At 50.9% G+C, this 17,201-nt stretch carries 17 protein-coding genes and 1 pseudogene; 14 read left to right on the top strand and 4 right to left on the bottom strand.

Features of this window, described 5'->3' with window-relative positions:
- Nucleotides 1–53: 53 nt before the first annotated feature.
- Complete coding sequence (locus F3J37_RS01880; RefSeq protein ID WP_166931400.1) at nt 54–2,189, top strand: phage tail tape measure protein; 2,136 nt, start codon at nt 54–56, stop codon at nt 2,187–2,189.
- A gap of 39 nt (nt 2,190–2,228) precedes the next feature.
- Here the strand turns inward: F3J37_RS01880 and F3J37_RS01875 are convergent, their stop codons facing one another.
- Nucleotides 2,229–2,771, bottom strand: coding sequence for an ATP-dependent Clp protease proteolytic subunit (locus F3J37_RS01875; RefSeq protein ID WP_166931398.1), 543 nt, complete (start codon nt 2,769–2,771; stop codon nt 2,229–2,231).
- Nucleotides 2,772–2,868: 97 nt separating this feature from the next.
- Between F3J37_RS01875 and F3J37_RS01870 the strand changes: the two genes are divergently transcribed.
- The 9 genes from F3J37_RS01870 (at nt 2,869) to F3J37_RS01830 (ending at nt 10,844) form a co-directional block, all read left to right on the top strand.
- Entirely contained in the window at nt 2,869–3,858 is a 990-nt protein-coding gene (locus tag F3J37_RS01870; protein ID WP_166931395.1) for a hypothetical protein, read from the top strand.
- A gap of 2 nt (nt 3,859–3,860) precedes the next feature.
- Nucleotides 3,861–4,976 carry a phage late control D family protein gene (locus tag F3J37_RS01865; protein WP_166931393.1) on the top strand — a complete coding sequence of 372 codons (1,116 nt, stop codon included), beginning with the start codon at nt 3,861–3,863 and terminating at the stop codon, nt 4,974–4,976.
- Nucleotides 4,973–5,572: a phage baseplate assembly protein V gene (locus F3J37_RS01860; protein ID WP_166931390.1), complete on the top strand. Its 600-nt coding sequence runs from the start codon at nt 4,973–4,975 to the stop codon at nt 5,570–5,572. Before F3J37_RS01865 ends, F3J37_RS01860 begins: the two co-directional genes overlap by 4 nt.
- Before the next feature lie 9 nt (nt 5,573–5,581).
- Complete coding sequence (locus F3J37_RS01855) at nt 5,582–5,947, top strand: contractile injection system sheath initiator (protein WP_166931387.1); 366 nt, start codon at nt 5,582–5,584, stop codon at nt 5,945–5,947.
- 3 nt (nt 5,948–5,950) lie between these two features.
- Complete coding sequence (locus F3J37_RS01850) at nt 5,951–7,078, top strand: baseplate J/gp47 family protein (protein ID WP_369410639.1); 1,128 nt, start codon at nt 5,951–5,953, stop codon at nt 7,076–7,078.
- Nucleotides 7,079–7,741 (top strand): UCP028438 family phage-derived protein, encoded by a 663-nt coding sequence (locus F3J37_RS01845; RefSeq protein ID WP_166931384.1) that lies wholly within the window; start codon nt 7,079–7,081, stop codon nt 7,739–7,741. It abuts the gene before it with no gap.
- A 66-nt stretch (nt 7,742–7,807) separates the two neighbouring features.
- The gene (locus tag F3J37_RS01840) at nt 7,808–9,415 is read left to right on the top strand and encodes a phage tail protein (RefSeq protein WP_166931381.1); all 1,608 of its coding nucleotides are present in this window, start codon (nt 7,808–7,810) and stop codon (nt 9,413–9,415) included.
- Nucleotides 9,412–9,645: a hypothetical protein gene (locus F3J37_RS01835; protein ID WP_166931379.1), complete on the top strand. Its 234-nt coding sequence runs from the start codon at nt 9,412–9,414 to the stop codon at nt 9,643–9,645. Before F3J37_RS01840 ends, F3J37_RS01835 begins: the two co-directional genes overlap by 4 nt.
- Nucleotides 9,646–9,755: 110 nt before the next feature.
- Entirely contained in the window at nt 9,756–10,844 is a 1,089-nt protein-coding gene (locus tag F3J37_RS01830) for an acyltransferase family protein (protein WP_166931376.1), read from the top strand.
- Between the two features lie 188 nt (nt 10,845–11,032).
- On the opposite strand, the gene F3J37_RS01825 is transcribed toward F3J37_RS01830, so the two are convergent.
- Complete coding sequence (locus F3J37_RS01825; RefSeq protein ID WP_166931373.1) at nt 11,033–11,326, bottom strand: hypothetical protein; 294 nt, start codon at nt 11,324–11,326, stop codon at nt 11,033–11,035.
- Nucleotides 11,327–11,440: 114 nt separating this feature from the next.
- On the opposite strand from F3J37_RS01825, the gene F3J37_RS01820 reads away from it, so the two are divergent.
- The 3 genes from F3J37_RS01820 to F3J37_RS01810 all read left to right on the top strand — a co-directional run bounded on the left by F3J37_RS01820 (nt 11,441) and on the right by F3J37_RS01810 (nt 13,229).
- A complete protein-coding gene (locus F3J37_RS01820; RefSeq protein ID WP_166931370.1) occupies nt 11,441–11,680 on the top strand; it encodes a DNA polymerase V in 240 nt (79 codons plus the stop codon).
- Entirely contained in the window at nt 11,680–12,942 is a 1,263-nt protein-coding gene (gene umuC / locus F3J37_RS01815) for a translesion error-prone DNA polymerase V subunit UmuC (RefSeq protein ID WP_166931367.1), read from the top strand. The genes F3J37_RS01820 and umuC overlap by 1 nt, the downstream gene beginning before the upstream one ends.
- A gap of 74 nt (nt 12,943–13,016) precedes the next feature.
- The gene (locus F3J37_RS01810) at nt 13,017–13,229 is read left to right on the top strand and encodes a hypothetical protein (protein ID WP_166931364.1); all 213 of its coding nucleotides are present in this window, start codon (nt 13,017–13,019) and stop codon (nt 13,227–13,229) included.
- A gap of 998 nt (nt 13,230–14,227) precedes the next feature.
- On the opposite strand, the pseudogene F3J37_RS01805 reads toward F3J37_RS01810, so the two are convergent.
- A pseudogene (locus F3J37_RS01805) lies at nt 14,228–14,419 on the bottom strand (PTS sugar transporter subunit IIBC); the annotation flags it as partial.
- A gap of 179 nt (nt 14,420–14,598) precedes the next feature.
- Here F3J37_RS01805 and malI point away from each other — a divergent pair.
- The gene (gene malI, locus F3J37_RS01800) at nt 14,599–15,624 is read left to right on the top strand and encodes a Mal regulon transcriptional regulator MalI (protein WP_097117230.1); all 1,026 of its coding nucleotides are present in this window, start codon (nt 14,599–14,601) and stop codon (nt 15,622–15,624) included.
- Nucleotides 15,625–15,658: 34 nt separating this feature from the next.
- On the opposite strand, the gene F3J37_RS01795 is transcribed toward malI, so the two are convergent.
- On the bottom strand, nt 15,659–17,158 hold the full coding sequence (locus tag F3J37_RS01795) for a YdgA family protein (protein WP_058960012.1): 1,500 nt from the start codon (nt 17,156–17,158) through the stop codon (nt 15,659–15,661).
- Between the last annotated feature and the right edge of the window lie 43 nt (nt 17,159–17,201).

Raw genomic sequence — 17,201 nt, 5'->3', positions numbered from 1 at the left:
TAGAAAAGCCCACCAATTGGTGGGTTTTTTTATTGCCCATAATTGGAGTTGTGATGGACATTGAAGCCTATAAAGTAGCGGTCAGGCTGTCGATGACCGAAAACGTATCGGCCGGGCTACTGGCGATATCTCGCAAGTTCGGTGATACCAACAAGCAAGCGGAAGTGTTCCAGCGTAAGATGGAGCAGATTGGTAAAATGACGCTGGCTGGCGGGGCGCTTACTGCCGTAGGCTTAGTGATCACCAAAGGCTTGGACGCAACTATCAAGGCCGCTAACGACCTTGTGAAGGCTCAAAACGACTTCAAAACTATTAATCTAACTGCTCAAGATAATGCTACGGTTACAACTACAGCGCAGGTTGTTTCTCATCAGGTTCTTGGCACAACAATTGCCGGTAATATCCGCTTAATTCAAGATTTACACACCGCTCTGGGCGATTTACACCATTCAATTGAGTTGGCTCCGATGTTCGCTAAATACGAGTCAACCATAGGCATGGCTCTTGGAGATCATGCTAGGGATGGGATGGTTAACGCAGCTGCCAGGGCGCTTGAGCATCGCGGCGGCTCAGTCGTTAACAATCCAGCAGAATTTCAAAAAGAGCTTGAATGGATGTCTCAGGTTCAGCTTGCTTCTAAAGGTCGTGTAAGCCCAAAAGATTTCTTGGCTGCCTCACAATCGGGCAAAATGGCTTATACGCTACTTGATCCAAAGTACCTTTATGGTGAGTTCGCTGGACTGATGTCCATAAACGGTGGCTTCCAATCCGGTACAGCGTTGATGACATCATTCAGTTCGCTTATCGGCGGGCATATGGACAAAAAAGCGAAAGGATTTTTGTCTGAGCTGGGAATGTACGATGAGGGAGTGAGTAAAGCCCGCCTCAACCTGATGAAAAACGCCATGAACGGAATGTCACCAAGTGAGCGCGCAATATACATGCAAAGCCTCGGTGGTGAATCGATATTAAGTGGCGGGCTTAAAGATGAGTATGTGCGGATGTTTGCCAATCCGGACCAATTGGCAGCAGCCATGGCAGCTAAAATTAGAGAGCGATATGGCGCGCAACTAACGGACACGCAAGTAGCCGAGATGGTTGCCAAAAACTTTAACAGGAACACCGGTGGATTCCTCGGCCAGCACATTCTCAATGCCAGTAAATTGGAGAAGGATGCCGCAATATTCCGGCACGCCAAAGACTTTAATTCGGCTTACGATGTTTACCTAAACTCCCCTGATGGCGCTGCTTCAGCACTCTCTTCCGCATGGACGAACCTCAAAGCAATAATGGGGCTTCAATTGCTACCGACGATCACAAATGTCACGCTAGGATTTGCTCGATTCATCGATAAAGTGAGCAAGTTTGCTGAAGATAACCCTTGGGCAACCAAAATTGCGATGTACTCAGCAACCGCTGTTGCTGGTCTGTCGCTCTTAACCGGTGGCATCCTACTGCTCGGTGCAACAATCACAGCGGCCCGACTTGTAGGCAGCTTGGGTGTAGTTAGCTCGGTGGTGACAATGCTTGGGGGGCCGGTAGTTTGGGCTATCGCGGCAGTTGCTGGTGCTGGAGTCCTGATTTACAAAAACTGGGACAAAATAAAGCCGGCACTAAAAGAGATGTGGGTGGAATTTAAAGGAATTGCCACCAATATCTGGGGCAGGATTAAGCAGGTAGGTAGCTATATTGCGAATTGGGGTGTCTGGACAAGTTTGGATAACTTCTGCAAGAAGGTGGACTCGGGCTTTGCATCTCTCTTTAACACCATCATTGGTTACCTGAACCAACTTCCCGGCGTCAACATACTGACGACCCAAGAGAGGCAGGTTAGAAGCAATGCAATGAGCTTGCTTGGTGACATTAATGCGATTACGGGAGGCCCTAAAGCCCCACGTTCAAAAACCGCTCTTGCGTTAGCATCTCAGGGTAATTCTGGCGGCCATGTTGATATGGCCACTGGAATGAAAGGCATGTATCAGGGGCGAGATACTCCAGCTGTTCCTCCCGCTGGCCGACAGACGATACAGGTTAACAGCACAGTAAACCTCGATGGCAAGCCTATTGCTCAGGTGGTTACCAAACACCAGACGCGTGAAGCCACCAAAGCCCCAGCATCTACCAGCGCCTTCGACTCATCAATGTTGATGGTATATCCGGGTCAGGTAAGTAAAGCCTCAACTCAATAACCCGCCAACTGGCGGGTTTTATTTTGGAGAATAGCAATGTCAGCAGGTTACCCACCAATTAGCGGCGGATTCAGCCAGTGTTGCACTTGCCACAGATGTAACCATACCGTTGGTGGTGGCGGCATCGGCGTCAAGTATTGTCGCGGAATTAATCAATGTTCCCCAGTCGACATCGTTGCGCTGCGTCTCGCGATTGAGAACCTCAACAAAACGCTCGAAATCGTTATCGAGACATTTGGACCACTCGATAATTCTGGCGTGATCCACTCCCGAAGTAGCGAAACCCCAATGTAGGGGGTGAAGAAGGAATCGAGAGCCGGGGTTAGCGCGTCGTTCGGTTCCAGCCATGAATATGACGTTAGCTACTGATTCAACGTTACTAATATTGTGAGTGGCGATTGGAACCGGAAGTGATTTTAAAAAGTGATAGGCAGTAAATCCTGAAATTAAATCTCCGCCACCACTTGAAATGTGTATTTGCAGTGATGTAGCTCCGTTACCGATGGCCTGCAGGCAGCCTTGCTGAAAAAAGGATACGGTTTGAGCTGTTACTGGGCATAAGAAATGAACTGTGTGCAGCATATTTTCTTCCTTAAGAATATTCCGAACACTCAACATATTCCCTCTTCACCATTTTTGTAATCCTGACGTTTGATCAGTGATTGCACAGGAAGCCACTATGTCGTTTATTAGCGCCCTGAATAACTTCGCGCAGGGGTTAGATCCGACCACAACACGCCTTGTGCTTGGGGATTTCGAGTTTCTTGATTTCGAAGTCCCTGAGCGCCTGGCACTGCCCGGTCGGCAAAAGACGGTTCTGCATCAGATGGTCGGGGGCAAGCGCGTCATTGACGTACTTGGTGTGGAATATGACCCGCTGACGTGGTCAGGTGTTATTACCGGCTCCGAATCTGGCGATCGTGTTAAAGCACTTGAGCGGATGCGCGACGCAGGGGAGAAGTTAACCCTGACGCTGGATGATTACAGCTTCACGGTGGTGATCACCTCTTTCACACCGGTTTATGAGTTCATATACCGCAGGCCGTACAGTATTGAGGTGGCCATTGTTGCCAATAATGCTTCGCCGCTGAAGGTGGATGCGCTGACCGGCGCGCTGCAGGGGCTGCTGGACAGCGATATCGGGCAGGCTCTTGGCCTCTCTGACATCATCGACGTATCGACAGTCACCAGCGCGGTTACGACGGTACAGAGTGCCGTAAAAGAGGTTACTGACTTTGCGCACGCAACGGTTGAGCAGGTGCAGGCAGTGGTCAGGCCGATTATCGCCGCGCAGACCATTGTGCAGCAGCAAATCAGCCAACTCGAATCGGCAGCCAGCCAGATAACCACCCTTGGTGGACTGGTTCCCGGCAATCCGATTTCAACCACGGTCAGCAATCTGCTTAGCCAGGCAGATCAGAGCACGCGCATACCGGCGCTTTACAGCCTTCAGAACGTGTTAGGGCGCCTGAATAAAAACGTGAATTCTGGCCAGACAGCGGACGGCGTGAGGACGGTTACTCTGTCCGGAGGCAACCTTTATCAGGTGGCTTCCGATCAGTACGGCGACGCCTCTCTCTGGAGCAGCATTGCATCTGCCAATGACCTGACTGACCCACAACTGAGCGGCATTAACACGCTGACGATTCCAGCCAACCCTACGAGTTAGCCATGGACGTAAATAACCCGATAATTGAATCCAGCGCCCGCCATATCAGCGGGCGTTGTCGTTTAAATGGCACTGAAGTCCCGTTTGTATCGTTCAGCGTGGAGGATGTTGGTTTCCGTGGCGCATCGACGTTTGACCTTGTTCTCGCGCCGTCTGCAATGCCAGCCAACATGCAGATGCTGAACTGGTGGGCAACGCAGACCACTATCAAGGTGGAGTTGTATGCCTCGATCATCACGCAATCAGGTACAGACGAGAAGAAGCTCATTATCGGCAATATCGACAACTGGCATTACGACCCTGCACGGTTCGAGGTGACGGCTGACGGTCGTGACTTTACCGCGCTGATGATTGATGCCAAGTCTGCCGGCGAAAGCTTCAAGAACTACACCAGTTCACAGATTGCCACGATGCTGGCACAGCGGCATGGACTTACACCTGTTGTCACTGCAACCACGCAGCGTTTCGGTGAGTTCTATCAGATTGACAGCGCGCACCTTACCGGGGAACAAACGGAGTGGGACTTAATCACTACGCTGGCAGCCATTGAAAATTACTCCGTGTATGTCGATGGGGAAAACTTGCATTTTGAACCCATTAAAGATCCGGCGAAGGCAGACAATTACGTCATTCGCTGGCAGCCACCGGGCACTCTTGCTTACCCGCAATGCAATATGTCAGATGACCTGTCGTTCTCTCGCGCACTGACGATATCAAAGGGCGTCACCGTTGAGGTTCTGAGCTGGAATGCGAAGCGCAAGAACAAGCAATTCGTGGCGTCTTATCCGAAGTATGCCAAAGGCACCACGCCCGGAAACTCTACCTCGAAAACGCAGGTTTACCGGGTGATCAGAAATGGCCTTTCCCCCGAAGCAGCCAACGAACTGGCGCAGACTATTTATCAGCAGGTCGTGCAGCATGAGATGAAATTCAGCGGCTCAACCGCCGGGGATAATCTTTTAACGCCGCAGACTCTGGTACGTGTTGAAGGAACACAAAGTCCTTTCGACCAGCGCTACTGGTGTGACAGCGTGCGCCGGTCGATGAGCTGGGAAAATGGCTACACGATGAACGTTACCGGCAAGAATCACAGCCCGGCACTAGAGGTAACACAATGAGAGCGTTACTGAATGCGATGGCGGCCAATGCTCAGCAAACAAGTGCGGGTGACAGCGGCACGCGGCAGGGGATTATCACCGCCTACGACCCGGACAGTTACGCGGTAAAGGTTCAGCTGCAGCCAACAGGCGAGGAAACGGGGTGGATACCGCTTAGCTCTCCGTGGGTCGGCAACGGATGGGGGCTGGCGGCAGGGCCAATGATTGGTGCCGAGGTCGAAGTGGAATTTGATTCCGGCCTGATGGGCGCCGGGATGGCGGCGGGGCAGTTTTATAACGATGAAGACCGCTGTCCGGGGCCGCCTTCGGGAGAGTTCTGGCTCGTCCACAAAAGCGGATCGCTTCTGAAGTTCCTGAACACCGGCGAGGTACTTCTGAGTGCAAAGCTGAAGATGACCTACGACGCGCCTGCACACCACTTTACGGGTGGTGATGTGACGATGGACAACAATCTTATTGTTGTGAAAGACATCAGCGACAACAACGGCCTTTACGGCACGGTTCAGAAGGTTCGCGTTACCTATAACGGCCACACCCATCCGGAAAATGGCGACGGCGGCGGCACTACCAGCAAGCCAAACCAACAACTCTCATAGCGGTGACTCATGTACGACATTTACCACTATACGGGCGGTGACCTCAGCACCTCGCCTGCGGGCGACCTGCGGCCTGTTACCGGCACGGAAAGAGGAAAGCAGCGAATACTGCGCCGCCTGATGACCAATCCCGGTGAATACGTTTTCCATCCGGAATATGGCGCGGGACTGGGGCAAAAGGTTGGGCAAAACGTAAATCTCAACGAATGGAAGGCGCTTATCAGCGGCCAGATGCTGCTTGAGGAAGCGGTCGCATCAAGCCCTGCGCCATCTGTCAGTCTGGCACTCATCGAGGGCGGGGTCAGCGTGTCAGTGAAATATACCGACGCCACCTCCGGCACACCGGAAACACTCAGCTTTGACGTAACGAGGTAATACGTGGCATCACTCAATACTAAAACTTTCGCCACACTGGTCAGCGATCAGGTTACTGCGATGCAGGCTAAAGCTGCGGGGCTCGTCGATCTGGCGATCGGCAGCATCCTGCGCGCGCTGGCTGAATCTAATGCTGGCGTTGCGATGTGGATTCAGCAGCTTATAGTGAATCTTCTGGTGGTAACCCGTGCGGCCACCTGTTCAGGCGACGATCTGGATTCGTGGATGGCTGATTTCAGCTTCACGCGCCTGTCAGCGGTGCAGGCGACAGGCCAGGCGACGTTCGGTCGGTTTACGGCAACGAATCAGGCACTGATCCCTGTCGGGTCAGGCGTGACCACTACAGACGGTACTCAGGCTTACTCTGTTATCGCAGACACAACCAACGCTGCGTACGACTCCACACAGTCGGGATACGTGATTGCAGCCGGGGTGAGTTCACTGTCAGTTCCTGTACAGGCTGATACCGCAGGGGCGGCGGGCAATGCGCAGGCTGGCACCATCACCATCATTTCCGGCTCAATCCAGTATGTCGACACGGTGACGAACAGCACTACGTTTGTTAACGGTGAGGATGCCGAGTCCGACGATGACTTCCGGGCCCGATTCGTACTCTGGATAGCTTCTTTGTCAAAGGCGACCAAAGCCGCGATTGGTTACGCACTGAGCAGCATGCAAAGCGGCGTTACGTATACGCTGACCGAAAATTACGCGTATAACGGCACCGCTCAACCCGGCTACTTTTATGCGGTGGTTGATGACGGTAGCGGCACCCCATCGAGCACGTTTATCAGCCAGGCATATGCTGCAATCGACGCTGTCAGGGGTTTCACGATCAGCTTCGGCGTATTTCCGCCAACGGTTGTAACGGCGAATGTCGTGATGGTGATCACCACTGACTCATCCGGCAACCACGCAACGATTGTAGCCATGGTGCAGGCGGCGATTCAGGAATACATCGCCAGCCTTTCGCTCGGTCAGTTGCTGCCGTACTCGAAGTTATCCAACATTGCATATGGCGCCAGTTCTCTTGTGACTAACGTCTCCTCTGTAACCCTCAACGGCGCGACTGCGGATATTGCCGCTACCGGTAAGCAGGTGATCCGCGCTGGCACGATATCGGTGAGCTAAATGGCGACAGGTGATCATAACGACATTTACACGCGCCTTAAAGGGCTTATGCCACCCACCTGGTTTGGTGACAGCAACCCTATCCTGACTGGCGCACTCACTGCCTGTTCCAGCGCGCTGGCATGGTGCTATTCGCTGTATCTTTATGCGAAGCTCCAGACACGAATCAGCACCGCCACGGATGGCTGGCTGGATATTGCAGCGTATGACTTCTTCGGTAAAAACCTGCAGAGGTCGGCAGGACAGTCGGACGATCTGTTTAGGAATCAGATGAAGATAAGCCTTTTCAGGGAGCGAGGCACGCGACAGGCGATCATCGATATCTTAGAAGATATGACCGGCAAGACGCCGTACATTTTTGAATCTCAGAGACCATTGGATACAGGTTCTTATGGCGGTCCATTAATTGGATATGGCGTTACGGGAGGCTATGGCTCCCTGATGCTTCCATACCAGGCATTCGTCACCGCTTATCGTCCGTCAGGTTCAGGCATTCCCTATATCGCGGGTTATGCATCAACTCCATCTGGCTACAACTCGGCATCCCGTGGCGAATACGCATCGCAAAGCATGATCACCGGAAGTATTACTGATGCTCAGGTCTACGAAGCCATCGCGGCAGTGAAAATGGAAGGCACCCTCGTCTGGGTTAGATTGCAGTAAACACACATCAATTCGCCATCCTCAACAGGCCACCCATTGCGGTGGCCTTTTTATTGGGAAATATAAATGGATCGTCAAATCGTTTATCCGGGCGCGATTCCGCTCGAAACTGACCTGCTTAATACCAACAAATATGCCATGATGGGCTTGGCAAAGCTTGCCGCAGCACTAATGGGTTCAAACACCTATTTTCACGGGCTGGCCTGCACGCCATCTTCCCCAGCCTCAATGGTGGTGAATGTAGCCAAAGGTCAGATCTACAGCCTGCAGAACGTTGACGGTACCGCTTACTCATCACTGGCAGCCGATACAACTAACACCATCCTGAAGCAGGGCGTAATCCTCGGCTCCACCACCTTTACGCTGACAGCGCCGACCACGGCGGGGCAGAGCATCAATTACCTGATCCAGATTGCATACAGCGATACGGACTCAGGCGCGACCGTACTGCCTTACTACAATGCCGCCAACCCTTCTGTAGCGTACAGCGGACCAAACAATGCCGGGACAGCTCAGAATACGGTTCGATCAGGTGTTTGTACTGTTGCATTGAAGGCAGGCGTTGCAGCAACCACAGGTACGCAGACCACGCCAGCAGCTGATACTGGCTACACAGCTGCGTGGATCATCACGGTCGCTCAGGGCGCCACTACCATCACCGCATCGAATATTGCGGTGGCTGCTAATGCGCCATTCCTTCCGGCGGCAGGTATTTTCTCAGCCGTTCAGCAGGGAACAATGACCTACGCCGCTGACACCGGTGCGGCCAACGCCTACGTGGCGTCATTCGTTCCTGCGCTGCCAACTCTGACTGACGGTATGCGCGTCACCTTCAAGGCGAAAACGGCTAACTCCGGCGCGTCTACTCTCGCGGTGAATGGCGGTTCTGCATATCCCCTTTATTCTCACGCCAATCAGGCATTGCAGGGCGGCGAGATTATTGCCAATGGACTGATTGAAGTGGAGTGGAATAGCACACTTACGGCCTGGGTTTTGTGTGGAAATAGTGGCGGCGCGTTACCGGTAGCTGCTGCCACGCAGTCCAATCACGCAATGCAGTTAGGGCAGGCGACAGGCCGCCTGCTAAACATCCAGACATTTACGTCAACAGGTTTGTATACGCCAACGCCCGGTACAACCATGTATGAGGTTGAATTGGTAGGCGGTAGTGGTGGGACTGGCGGATGCGCAGCTACGTCATCAACCACAACGGCATGTACCTCACCAGGTTGTCAGGGTACATATGCTCTTGCTCGTTACACCAACCCAGTCCCTACTACGGTTACTATTGGAGCCGGAGGATCTCCAGGTGGAACATCTGGGCAAGGAAGCGCGGGAGGAACGAGTACATTTGGTTCTCTTTTGTCATGTCCCGGTGGACAGGGCAGTTACGCGGTTACCCCCACCAATGGGACAATCACGTCAGCCACCGGAGCATCATCCACGGCGCCAACGGGAACTGGAATCATTAACTCAATCTACGGCAGAGGAGTTCCAAACGCTATCCAGGCATCTTTTGGCGTAGCCACCAACTATACAGCTCCAGCACAGGGACCCTTCCCGGGAACTTCATGGGGAGCCTCTGTTGATGGGGTATATCGTGGTGCCAGTCAGTCTGCCTATAACGGCAATACAGGGCTATCTGGTGGTTGCAGAATTAGGGAGTATGCATGATGAAAACCGTCTTCGCGGTAATAAAGAATGACCAGACATTAGTTGAGAATGTGATTGTTGCAGAAGATGATTTTAACATAGATGGCTACACCCTCATTCCAGTTGGTGATCTTTACTGTCAACCTGGCATGTTCTTCAATTTAAAGGACAAAATATTTTACTTTGATGAAGAATTCCTTAACTCCCCCACTTACAATAAAGATGGCACTTACACCACCCAGAACCAGTAAATCAAAGGCATTAATTTTTACTAATTCTTAACCTTTCTTAATGCAAATGCTTGCAAAACCTTAACCTGATACTTAAACTCGCTCTCAATATAAATTGAGAATTTTCTTAAATGAAGCATGTCAAAGGTTTAGACGGGTTAAGAGCAATTGCCGTTTCTATGGTTCTGATTCAGCACTACATATTTAACTATTACCTTGAAAAAAGTAATGAACTAGGTGGTGTGGGTGTTTCAATATTTTTTGTCATAAGTGGATTTTTAATTACATCAATTCTGCTCAAACAAAAAGACAGGGATGATTATTTATGGTATAAATTCTCATCATTCTATGTGAGAAGATTCCTTAGAATCGTCCCTGTTTTTTACATAATAATAACTATAGGGGTTTGTTTTAATCTTTATTGGTTCACAGAGATTAGCCCCATATGGCATTATTTATATGCCACAAATATTTATATCTTTTTGACCCAAGATTGGGTTGGGTATACAGGGCACTTTTGGTCTCTTGATGTAGAGGAACAATTTTATTTGATATGGCCTGCGTTAATACTTCTTTCCCCCAAAAATAAAGTCGTCTACGTGATATTGGCAACATTTTTGCTGGGAATGGTATTCACCCCGTTAACATCATTTTTTGGCTTGGCTGAAAAGAAATTTTACGCTCTGCCATTTACGCACTTTGATACGATTTCCGCAGGCGCACTACTGGCTTGGGCGGTTTACAACAAAAAGATATATAATATTCCAAGAAAGGGTGTGAAAGTTACGCTAAACTTATCTTTGATTGTTTTTGTTATTACATACTTTTCTACACAAATATTTCAGTCACATAAAAACTATGGGGCTAACACTCAACTCATGTATATGGCCTTGCTTGTTTTTTCAGTGTGCATCGTTTATTACCTCTATGCTTATGAAAAATCGAGGGTTAAAGACTTTCTTGAGTTTAAGCCTCTAGCTTTAATGGGCAAGATAAGCTATGCATTCTATCTTATCCATAACCTCGTCCCAGAAATGTATGTTGGCACAAGATTTACCCCGGTTTCCTCTCATAGTATTAATAATGTTTTTGTGTGGAGTGTAACTAGTTTCGCACTTGCGTCGATATCATGGGTGCTTATTGAAAGGCCAATTCTATCTAAGAAGGATAGTGTTGAGTCATTATTCAAGAAATCAATCAGCAAGAAAATTGAATGCTAGAAATGGCCGGAATTATCCGGCCTTATCATTTTTATTTCTTTTTTCCTTTACCCATGAATACTCACTAGCCATCCATATTACTATTCCGATAATCTCAATATAGAAATAGTATTTCGACTCCCACAGATATGACTTCATGACAAGAATGTTATAGAGAAGGAACAGGCCAAAAACCCTAGTAAAAAACCTCATTTTTGACTCTCTTTAATTTTATTTTTTCTTCTATACCAATCTAACTCTGATAACGCCCATATAATTACGAATCCCGCATAAAGCAAGTTATCATCATTGGGCTTTGGTATGACGCCAAGAATACACAAAATGGACATGACTCCCAGCGCCCTGAAGAGCCACTTGAGAGCTATCAATCCATAATAAGAGGATGGCTTTTGTTCTTTCATTTCTAATCCTGCTTCATGATTTTCATCATGATCGTGCATGCACTCGATAAGGTCAACATTCGATTGCGCCTCATCCCCCAACTAAATTCCTTTCCTAACCAACCCCTTCCCGCATCCACATAATCTCCCACTTGATCAGTTCCAACGATCAATAATACTGTATGTTTACACAGTAACTATCAGGGAGGCCAAACCATGCCCCGCGACTACGAAATTATGATGGCTTTCAGGCAGGCGATTAAGCGTGATGCCGAGGGACGTTTCACTATCAGTACCCTCGACTTTGTAGCAGTGCTTAAACGCTACAAGTGGGATTATTCTCTGCGTGATGCCAATAATTGGATCGAGACGCACACAACCACGTTTCGAGACATTTCACCGCAAGATGGTGATGAGCGAGTGTTTCAGGTTTTCAACCCTAACGGCGGTATGTGATGTTTGCCTTGATTGATGTGAACTCGTTCTATGCAAGTTGCGAGACAGTGTTCCGTCCTGACCTACGCGGCAAGCCGGTCGTCGTTCTTTCAAACAATGATGGCTGCGTGATAGCTCGTTCTGCTGAAGCTAAAAAGTTGCAGGTGCCCATGGGCGCGCCTTACTTCAAGCTGAAGGACGAATTCAGAAGGTATGGTGTCCACATCTTCAGTTCTAACTATGCGCTCTACGCCGACATGTCTAACCGTGTAATGACCACGCTCGAAGAGATGGCGCCAGCTGTTGAAATCTATTCAATAGACGAGGCTTTTATGCTGCTTGAGGGAATGAGCAGGATTGAGCCACTGGAAGACTTCGGGCGTAGGGTAAGGGCTCGCATAAAGCAGGAAACACATCTCACTGTTGGCGTTGGTATCGCGCCAACAAAGACGCTTGCGAAGCTGGCAAATCACGCAGCCAAGAAATGGTCGAAGACAGGCGGTGTGCTGGACCTGTCCAATATTGACCGTCAAAAGAAGCTAATGGCTCTTGTGCCAGTAGAAGACGTTTGGGGCGTTGGCCGACGAATCAGCAAGAAACTCAACGCGATGGGCATAATCACTGCCAAAGATCTGTCAGAGCAGAGCACTTATATCATCCGCAAGCACTTCAATGTGGTGCTTGAGAGAACGGTGCGAGAACTGCGTGGCGAGCAATGCCTTGAGATAGAAGAGTTTGCACCGACGAAACAGCAAATCGTCTGCTCTCGCTCGTTTGGCTCCCGGATAACCGATTATATGGAGATGCGCCAGGCGATATGTGCTTATGCAGAACGTGCCGCCGAGAAGCTACGCGGAGAGCGTCAATTCTGCAGGCAGGTAGCGGTATTCGTTCGAACCAGCCCGCATGCAGAAAATGAAATCTATTACGGTAATCAGGCCATGGGTAATTTGATGACTCCATCCAACGACACCCGCGACATCATCCGGGTAGCTATGGAGATGCTTGATCGCATCTGGCTCGATAACCGGCGTTACATGAAGGCAGGAGTCATGCTTGGAGATTTCTTCAGTCAGGGCGTTTCACAACTCAATCTCTTTGACGAACACAAACCACAGGTCAACAGTGAGGCGCTGATGCGCGTTGTAGATGGCCTTAACCAGAGCGGGAAGGGGAAACTATGGTTCGCAGGGCAGGGTACTCAGAAATCGTGGGCAATGAAGCGGGAAATGCTTTCACCGGCGTACACCACTCGATATTCGGACCTGCCAGTGGCGAGATGACGCTGCCGGTTCAAAAGGTCATGGCAACGAGCACAACCTGTTACCTGGTTGAGTGGAAGGGGCGGAGTTGCATCGTGGATGAGAAGAGGCGGCCACAGAACGGCGATACTGTTCTGCTCGATATGTCAGGCCTGTATGAATGGGGGCACGCTTATCTGCACCCTAGCCGGATTATTACGGATGACGGTTTGACTCTGGAAGATGACCTGCTTGAAGATGTGGCCGTTGTGGGAGTGGTGACGCATGAAGTTACCGTAATACATGAGCAGGATGGATCGCCAATTTGAAACTTTCAAAAAAGCCCGGAGCAGTGGACACCGGGCGGCAAATGATATGCCTGCAATTGATGGCGTCCCGTGGGGAACGGGAACCGATTGAGCTTAGTATGGTGTTGAGGAATTGCCATGCCACGAACAAAAAAAAGCACAGGATGCCCTTGAGTTCAGCCTGTGCGGAGAGTTCAGCGAAAACTTTTATAGTTCTTATTAGCCTGCTGAGATGGGTCGAATCATCACAGCATGGGACTCCACTGTGCTTGCATTAGAAACACAACAACTACTAGCAATACCGTAGTGATACCTGGCAGCAAAAGATATCGCATTCTCGCCTCCACGTTTTCGACAGTACCACTTCAAATCTAGTCTATTTACGCAAAAAAGCCCGCGCTGCGAGTGAGATGAAGCGCGGGCAATCTTTGGAGGAAACTATCGTACCTTCTGGTTTCATACATTATGCGCCTTGGCACTGATAAAGATGTGATCGCCACCCCTTAGGCACAAAAAAACCCGCACAGAGGCGGGTTGAAAATTCGTTCAATGGGAAATTCTCTTTCGTAAAACATCACGTTTGCTGCGTGTATTACGTCGCTATAATAGCAACAATTGCGGGATTGATCACAAAATGATCGATGATAAGAATTTACTGAGGGGAGTAACGAATTTCGTTCCGTTTCGGAAGTGATAGTTCCAGACATAAAAAAGCCCGTCACAGAAGGCGTCCGGGCTGCACAATGGGTGCGAATCATGATCAATCGGAGTTTGTCGATAGTACAGGGAAGTAAAAGCGACACTTTGATATTAGGATGACGCTGTGCAAATGCTAGCGAAGCGGTAGGGGTTTATGGAAAATTTGTGGTGAGTAACTGAGTGGGGCATGTATGGGGCAAAAAATTACCGCAAAACGATGTTACTACGTGCGATGTAGTGAATCGTCTTGCGGTAAGGCTTTGACAAAAACCGTGATACGTAGCTACTTCATCCCAAATCCGTTTTCTAGTCGTCTCTCTCCAGATAAACAGGTATTGCAGGAACGGCTGATCGAGCATCGGAATCAGCGTCAGCACATCGTGGCTGCTCAGTGAACTACCGATCCCGAGCAAAATGCCGCAGAACGACAGCAGGGCAACGGGCAACATAAAGGTTTTACCCAGACATTGGAAAAATTCCCAAAGTGACATTTTGGGTCGGCTGGCGGACATAGTCTCTCCTGGTTAAAAAGCGGCAAATTTTCAAAATGGTAAAGAATGATAAAACGTTTTACCATGCAGTTTTGTGGCTATAGTCACAAAGCGTGACTAATCCCAGGCTTTATTTTTGCGTGAATCAGTGTAACGTTTTACCTCTTTGTTTCTTCATCAGTTGTTGGAAACGGAACCGGATGTCTCAGCCTAAAACCACTATTCACGATGTCGCGCAGGCGGCTGGCGTATCGGTATCGACAGTCTCTCTGGTGCTTTCCGGTAAAGGACGTATCTCTTCCGCCACGGCCGAGCGGGTTAATCAGGCGATTGAACAGTTGGGTTACGTACGTAACCGTTCAGCTTCCATCCTGCGTGGCGGTGAGAGTGGTGTCATAGGTTTGATTGTGCGCGATCTCAGCCAGCCGTTTTATGCGGCGATGACGGCGGGGCTGAGTGAAGTGCTGGAGCAGCAGGGAAAAGTTTTGGTGCTGACGCAAAGCGGACAACACGGGCAGCATCTGCAACGCTGCTTCGATTCCCTGGCCGCTCAGGGCGCGGATGGCATTGTGTTGGGTGGCGCCGTTGCGCAGGCGGATACGCTGGTCGCGCAGGCGCATGAGCAACAGATTGCGCTCATTTGCGCCGCGCGGGCCAGTAGCCTCGACAAGGTCGATTCCTTGCGTCCGGACAACAGCCAGGCGGCGCGCATCGCCACCGAGTATCTGATCCGTCAGGGGCATCAGCGTATCGCGTGGGTCGGCGGATTGGGTTCTTCACTGACGCGCGCGGAACGTATTGGCGGCTATTGTGCGACCCTGTTGCAATACGGTTTACCGTTTCGTCCAGACTGGATCATTGAGTGCGACGATCGGCAGCAGAGCGTATCGGCATTGACGCAGGACCTGCTGCATCACCATCCGCGCATCACCGCTATCATTGCCCATAACGCCAGTACCACGCTCGGCTGCTATTTTGGTGCGATCCACAGCGGACGCTCGCTGGGCGAAGATGCGGTGGACAGCTACTTCACGCAAAAGCTGGCGCTGGTCGGCTTTAATGACGATCCGCTACGCGAGTCGTATGACTCCTCGCTAACGTTTGTCAGTAGTGAAGCGCGTGATGTGGGAAGGCGAGCGGGGGAAAGGATGCTGCAACGACTGGCGAAACCGGATGCGGAAGTGCAAACGCTGATTGTGCCGCCGCAGTTGGTGCGGGGCGTTTAGCGGCGCGATAGCTCGCGCCGCGGGTATATCGCTGTTACTCAGGCATCCCTTCGCTGGTCTGCGCGCCCAGCATATAACGTGACAGGAACTGCTCCAGTGACATCTTGTCGCCGTTCATAGTCACCTGACCGTTGCCGTACTGCAGGCTGGTGGTGATGTTGTCATCCTGCTGCTGCGTCAGACGGAACATCTGCCCCATTGCCGCCAGACCTTTCACCTGCTGATCCGCCAGCTTCTGCGCATCGTCGCTCTGATAACCTTCAGCCAGCCCCACATGGCGCATCGCTTCGGTAGCCATTGGCATATTGATGTTCAGTTTGCCATCCAGGGTTTTCAGCACGCGATCCACTGCTGCGCCCAACGTCTGCGCTTCACCGGTGACGGTAGCGGGATCGTTAAAGCCGATGCTGAGGTTAAAGGTACTTTCCCCTTTATCGTTTTTCCAGCTCAGCGGCGCGATGCTGACGGTCGGTGAACCCTTCAGCAGCGTCGGCAGGTTATTCTTCAGGATGGTCTGCACGCTAGCCTGATAGCGGACGGGATCCTCGACTAAACCTGGCTGGTTCAGCAGTGCCTGCATCTGCGCGTTGTAGCTGTCCGAGAAGGTTTTCACCGCTTGCGCATCAAACTGCGCAAACTTCATCGCCAGCTTAGCTTCGCCGAACGGCTGCTTCTGCAGGCTGATGTTGCCGACGTTCATATTCAGATCGCCGCCGATTTTGCCATCTTTATTATCGAAGGAGGATTGGGTGTCCAGCTTCTGTAATGACAAACCTTCCTGGCCGTTAATGCTGGCGTCGAGTTTATCCAGGCTGATGGACTGATCCCCCACGCGCACACCTTCCGGGCTGAGATGGGTATCACCCTTCAGCTTCAGGCCGTTAAGGGTAAACAGCACCGGCTGCTCAACCTGGTTTTTGCTGGTAACAGCGATGCTAGAGAAATCGCCATTCAGACTGACTTTATCGCCCTTGCTGTCGGCGCTGATTTCGAGGGTGCCGCCGTTGGTGGCAAGACGATCGCCGGTCTGCGCGTTGTTATAATCCACCGCCAGCAGATCCAGTGCGGTATCAGTGGCACCGCTGTACCCGACGCGCGTATCAGCGGTCACCAGCGATTTACCGTTGGTGAGTTCAAACAGTTTCTTCACCGCATCGGTGTTTTCCAGCTCGGTATGCACCGAAGCCATGCTCGGAATCAGGCTGCCGCGCTTCAACTGCGCAAAGGGGAAGGGACCATGGTCGATGGTTTCGTTCAGCACGATGCTTTGACCCGGCTTCAGCAACGGGTTGTCTTCCGTCTGTGAACTGGCCTGAATCACCAGTTTGGTTTTGCTGCTGAAGATGCCGCGCTGGTAGTCCTGATAGCTGAGCGTCAGGCGAGCGTTTGGCGCATAGGCATTAAGCTGAGTGTTGGCGTTCTGCAACATCTGATCCATATGGCTTTCCAGTTGCTTGCCGGTAAACCAGGCCGCGCCTGTCCAGATCACGCCGATCGCTACAATTACACCTACGGCAACCTTGGTCTTTTTCATCGCTGAGTCGTCCTTATCCTTGGGTCCGCACGCCGCTGCTTGG

It is taken from the genome of Candidatus Pantoea communis, from assembly GCF_011752685.1.
Classification (GTDB): domain Bacteria; phylum Pseudomonadota; class Gammaproteobacteria; order Enterobacterales; family Enterobacteriaceae; genus Pantoea; species Pantoea communis.
This window is presented reverse-complemented; position numbering and strand designations above follow the sequence as displayed.

Coding starts and splice junctions, on each gene's coding strand:
- F3J37_RS01860 (WP_166931390.1), top strand. CDS start 4,973: ATGAGAGCGTTACTGAATGCGATGGCGGCCAATGCTCAGCAAACAAGT.
- F3J37_RS01795 (WP_058960012.1), bottom strand. CDS start 17,158: ATGAAAAAGACCAAGGTTGCCGTAGGTGTAATTGTAGCGATCGGCGTG.
- F3J37_RS01880 (WP_166931400.1), top strand. CDS start 54: ATGGACATTGAAGCCTATAAAGTAGCGGTCAGGCTGTCGATGACCGAA.
- F3J37_RS01865 (WP_166931393.1), top strand. CDS start 3,861: ATGGACGTAAATAACCCGATAATTGAATCCAGCGCCCGCCATATCAGC.
- F3J37_RS01845 (WP_166931384.1), top strand. CDS start 7,079: ATGGCGACAGGTGATCATAACGACATTTACACGCGCCTTAAAGGGCTT.
- F3J37_RS01840 (WP_166931381.1), top strand. CDS start 7,808: ATGGATCGTCAAATCGTTTATCCGGGCGCGATTCCGCTCGAAACTGAC.
- umuC (WP_166931367.1), top strand. CDS start 11,680: ATGTTTGCCTTGATTGATGTGAACTCGTTCTATGCAAGTTGCGAGACA.
- F3J37_RS01870 (WP_166931395.1), top strand. CDS start 2,869: ATGTCGTTTATTAGCGCCCTGAATAACTTCGCGCAGGGGTTAGATCCG.
- F3J37_RS01820 (WP_166931370.1), top strand. CDS start 11,441: ATGCCCCGCGACTACGAAATTATGATGGCTTTCAGGCAGGCGATTAAG.
- F3J37_RS01875 (WP_166931398.1), bottom strand. CDS start 2,771: ATGCTGCACACAGTTCATTTCTTATGCCCAGTAACAGCTCAAACCGTA.
- F3J37_RS01835 (WP_166931379.1), top strand. CDS start 9,412: ATGATGAAAACCGTCTTCGCGGTAATAAAGAATGACCAGACATTAGTT.
- F3J37_RS01855 (WP_166931387.1), top strand. CDS start 5,582: ATGTACGACATTTACCACTATACGGGCGGTGACCTCAGCACCTCGCCT.
- F3J37_RS01830 (WP_166931376.1), top strand. CDS start 9,756: ATGAAGCATGTCAAAGGTTTAGACGGGTTAAGAGCAATTGCCGTTTCT.
- malI (WP_097117230.1), top strand. CDS start 14,599: ATGTCTCAGCCTAAAACCACTATTCACGATGTCGCGCAGGCGGCTGGC.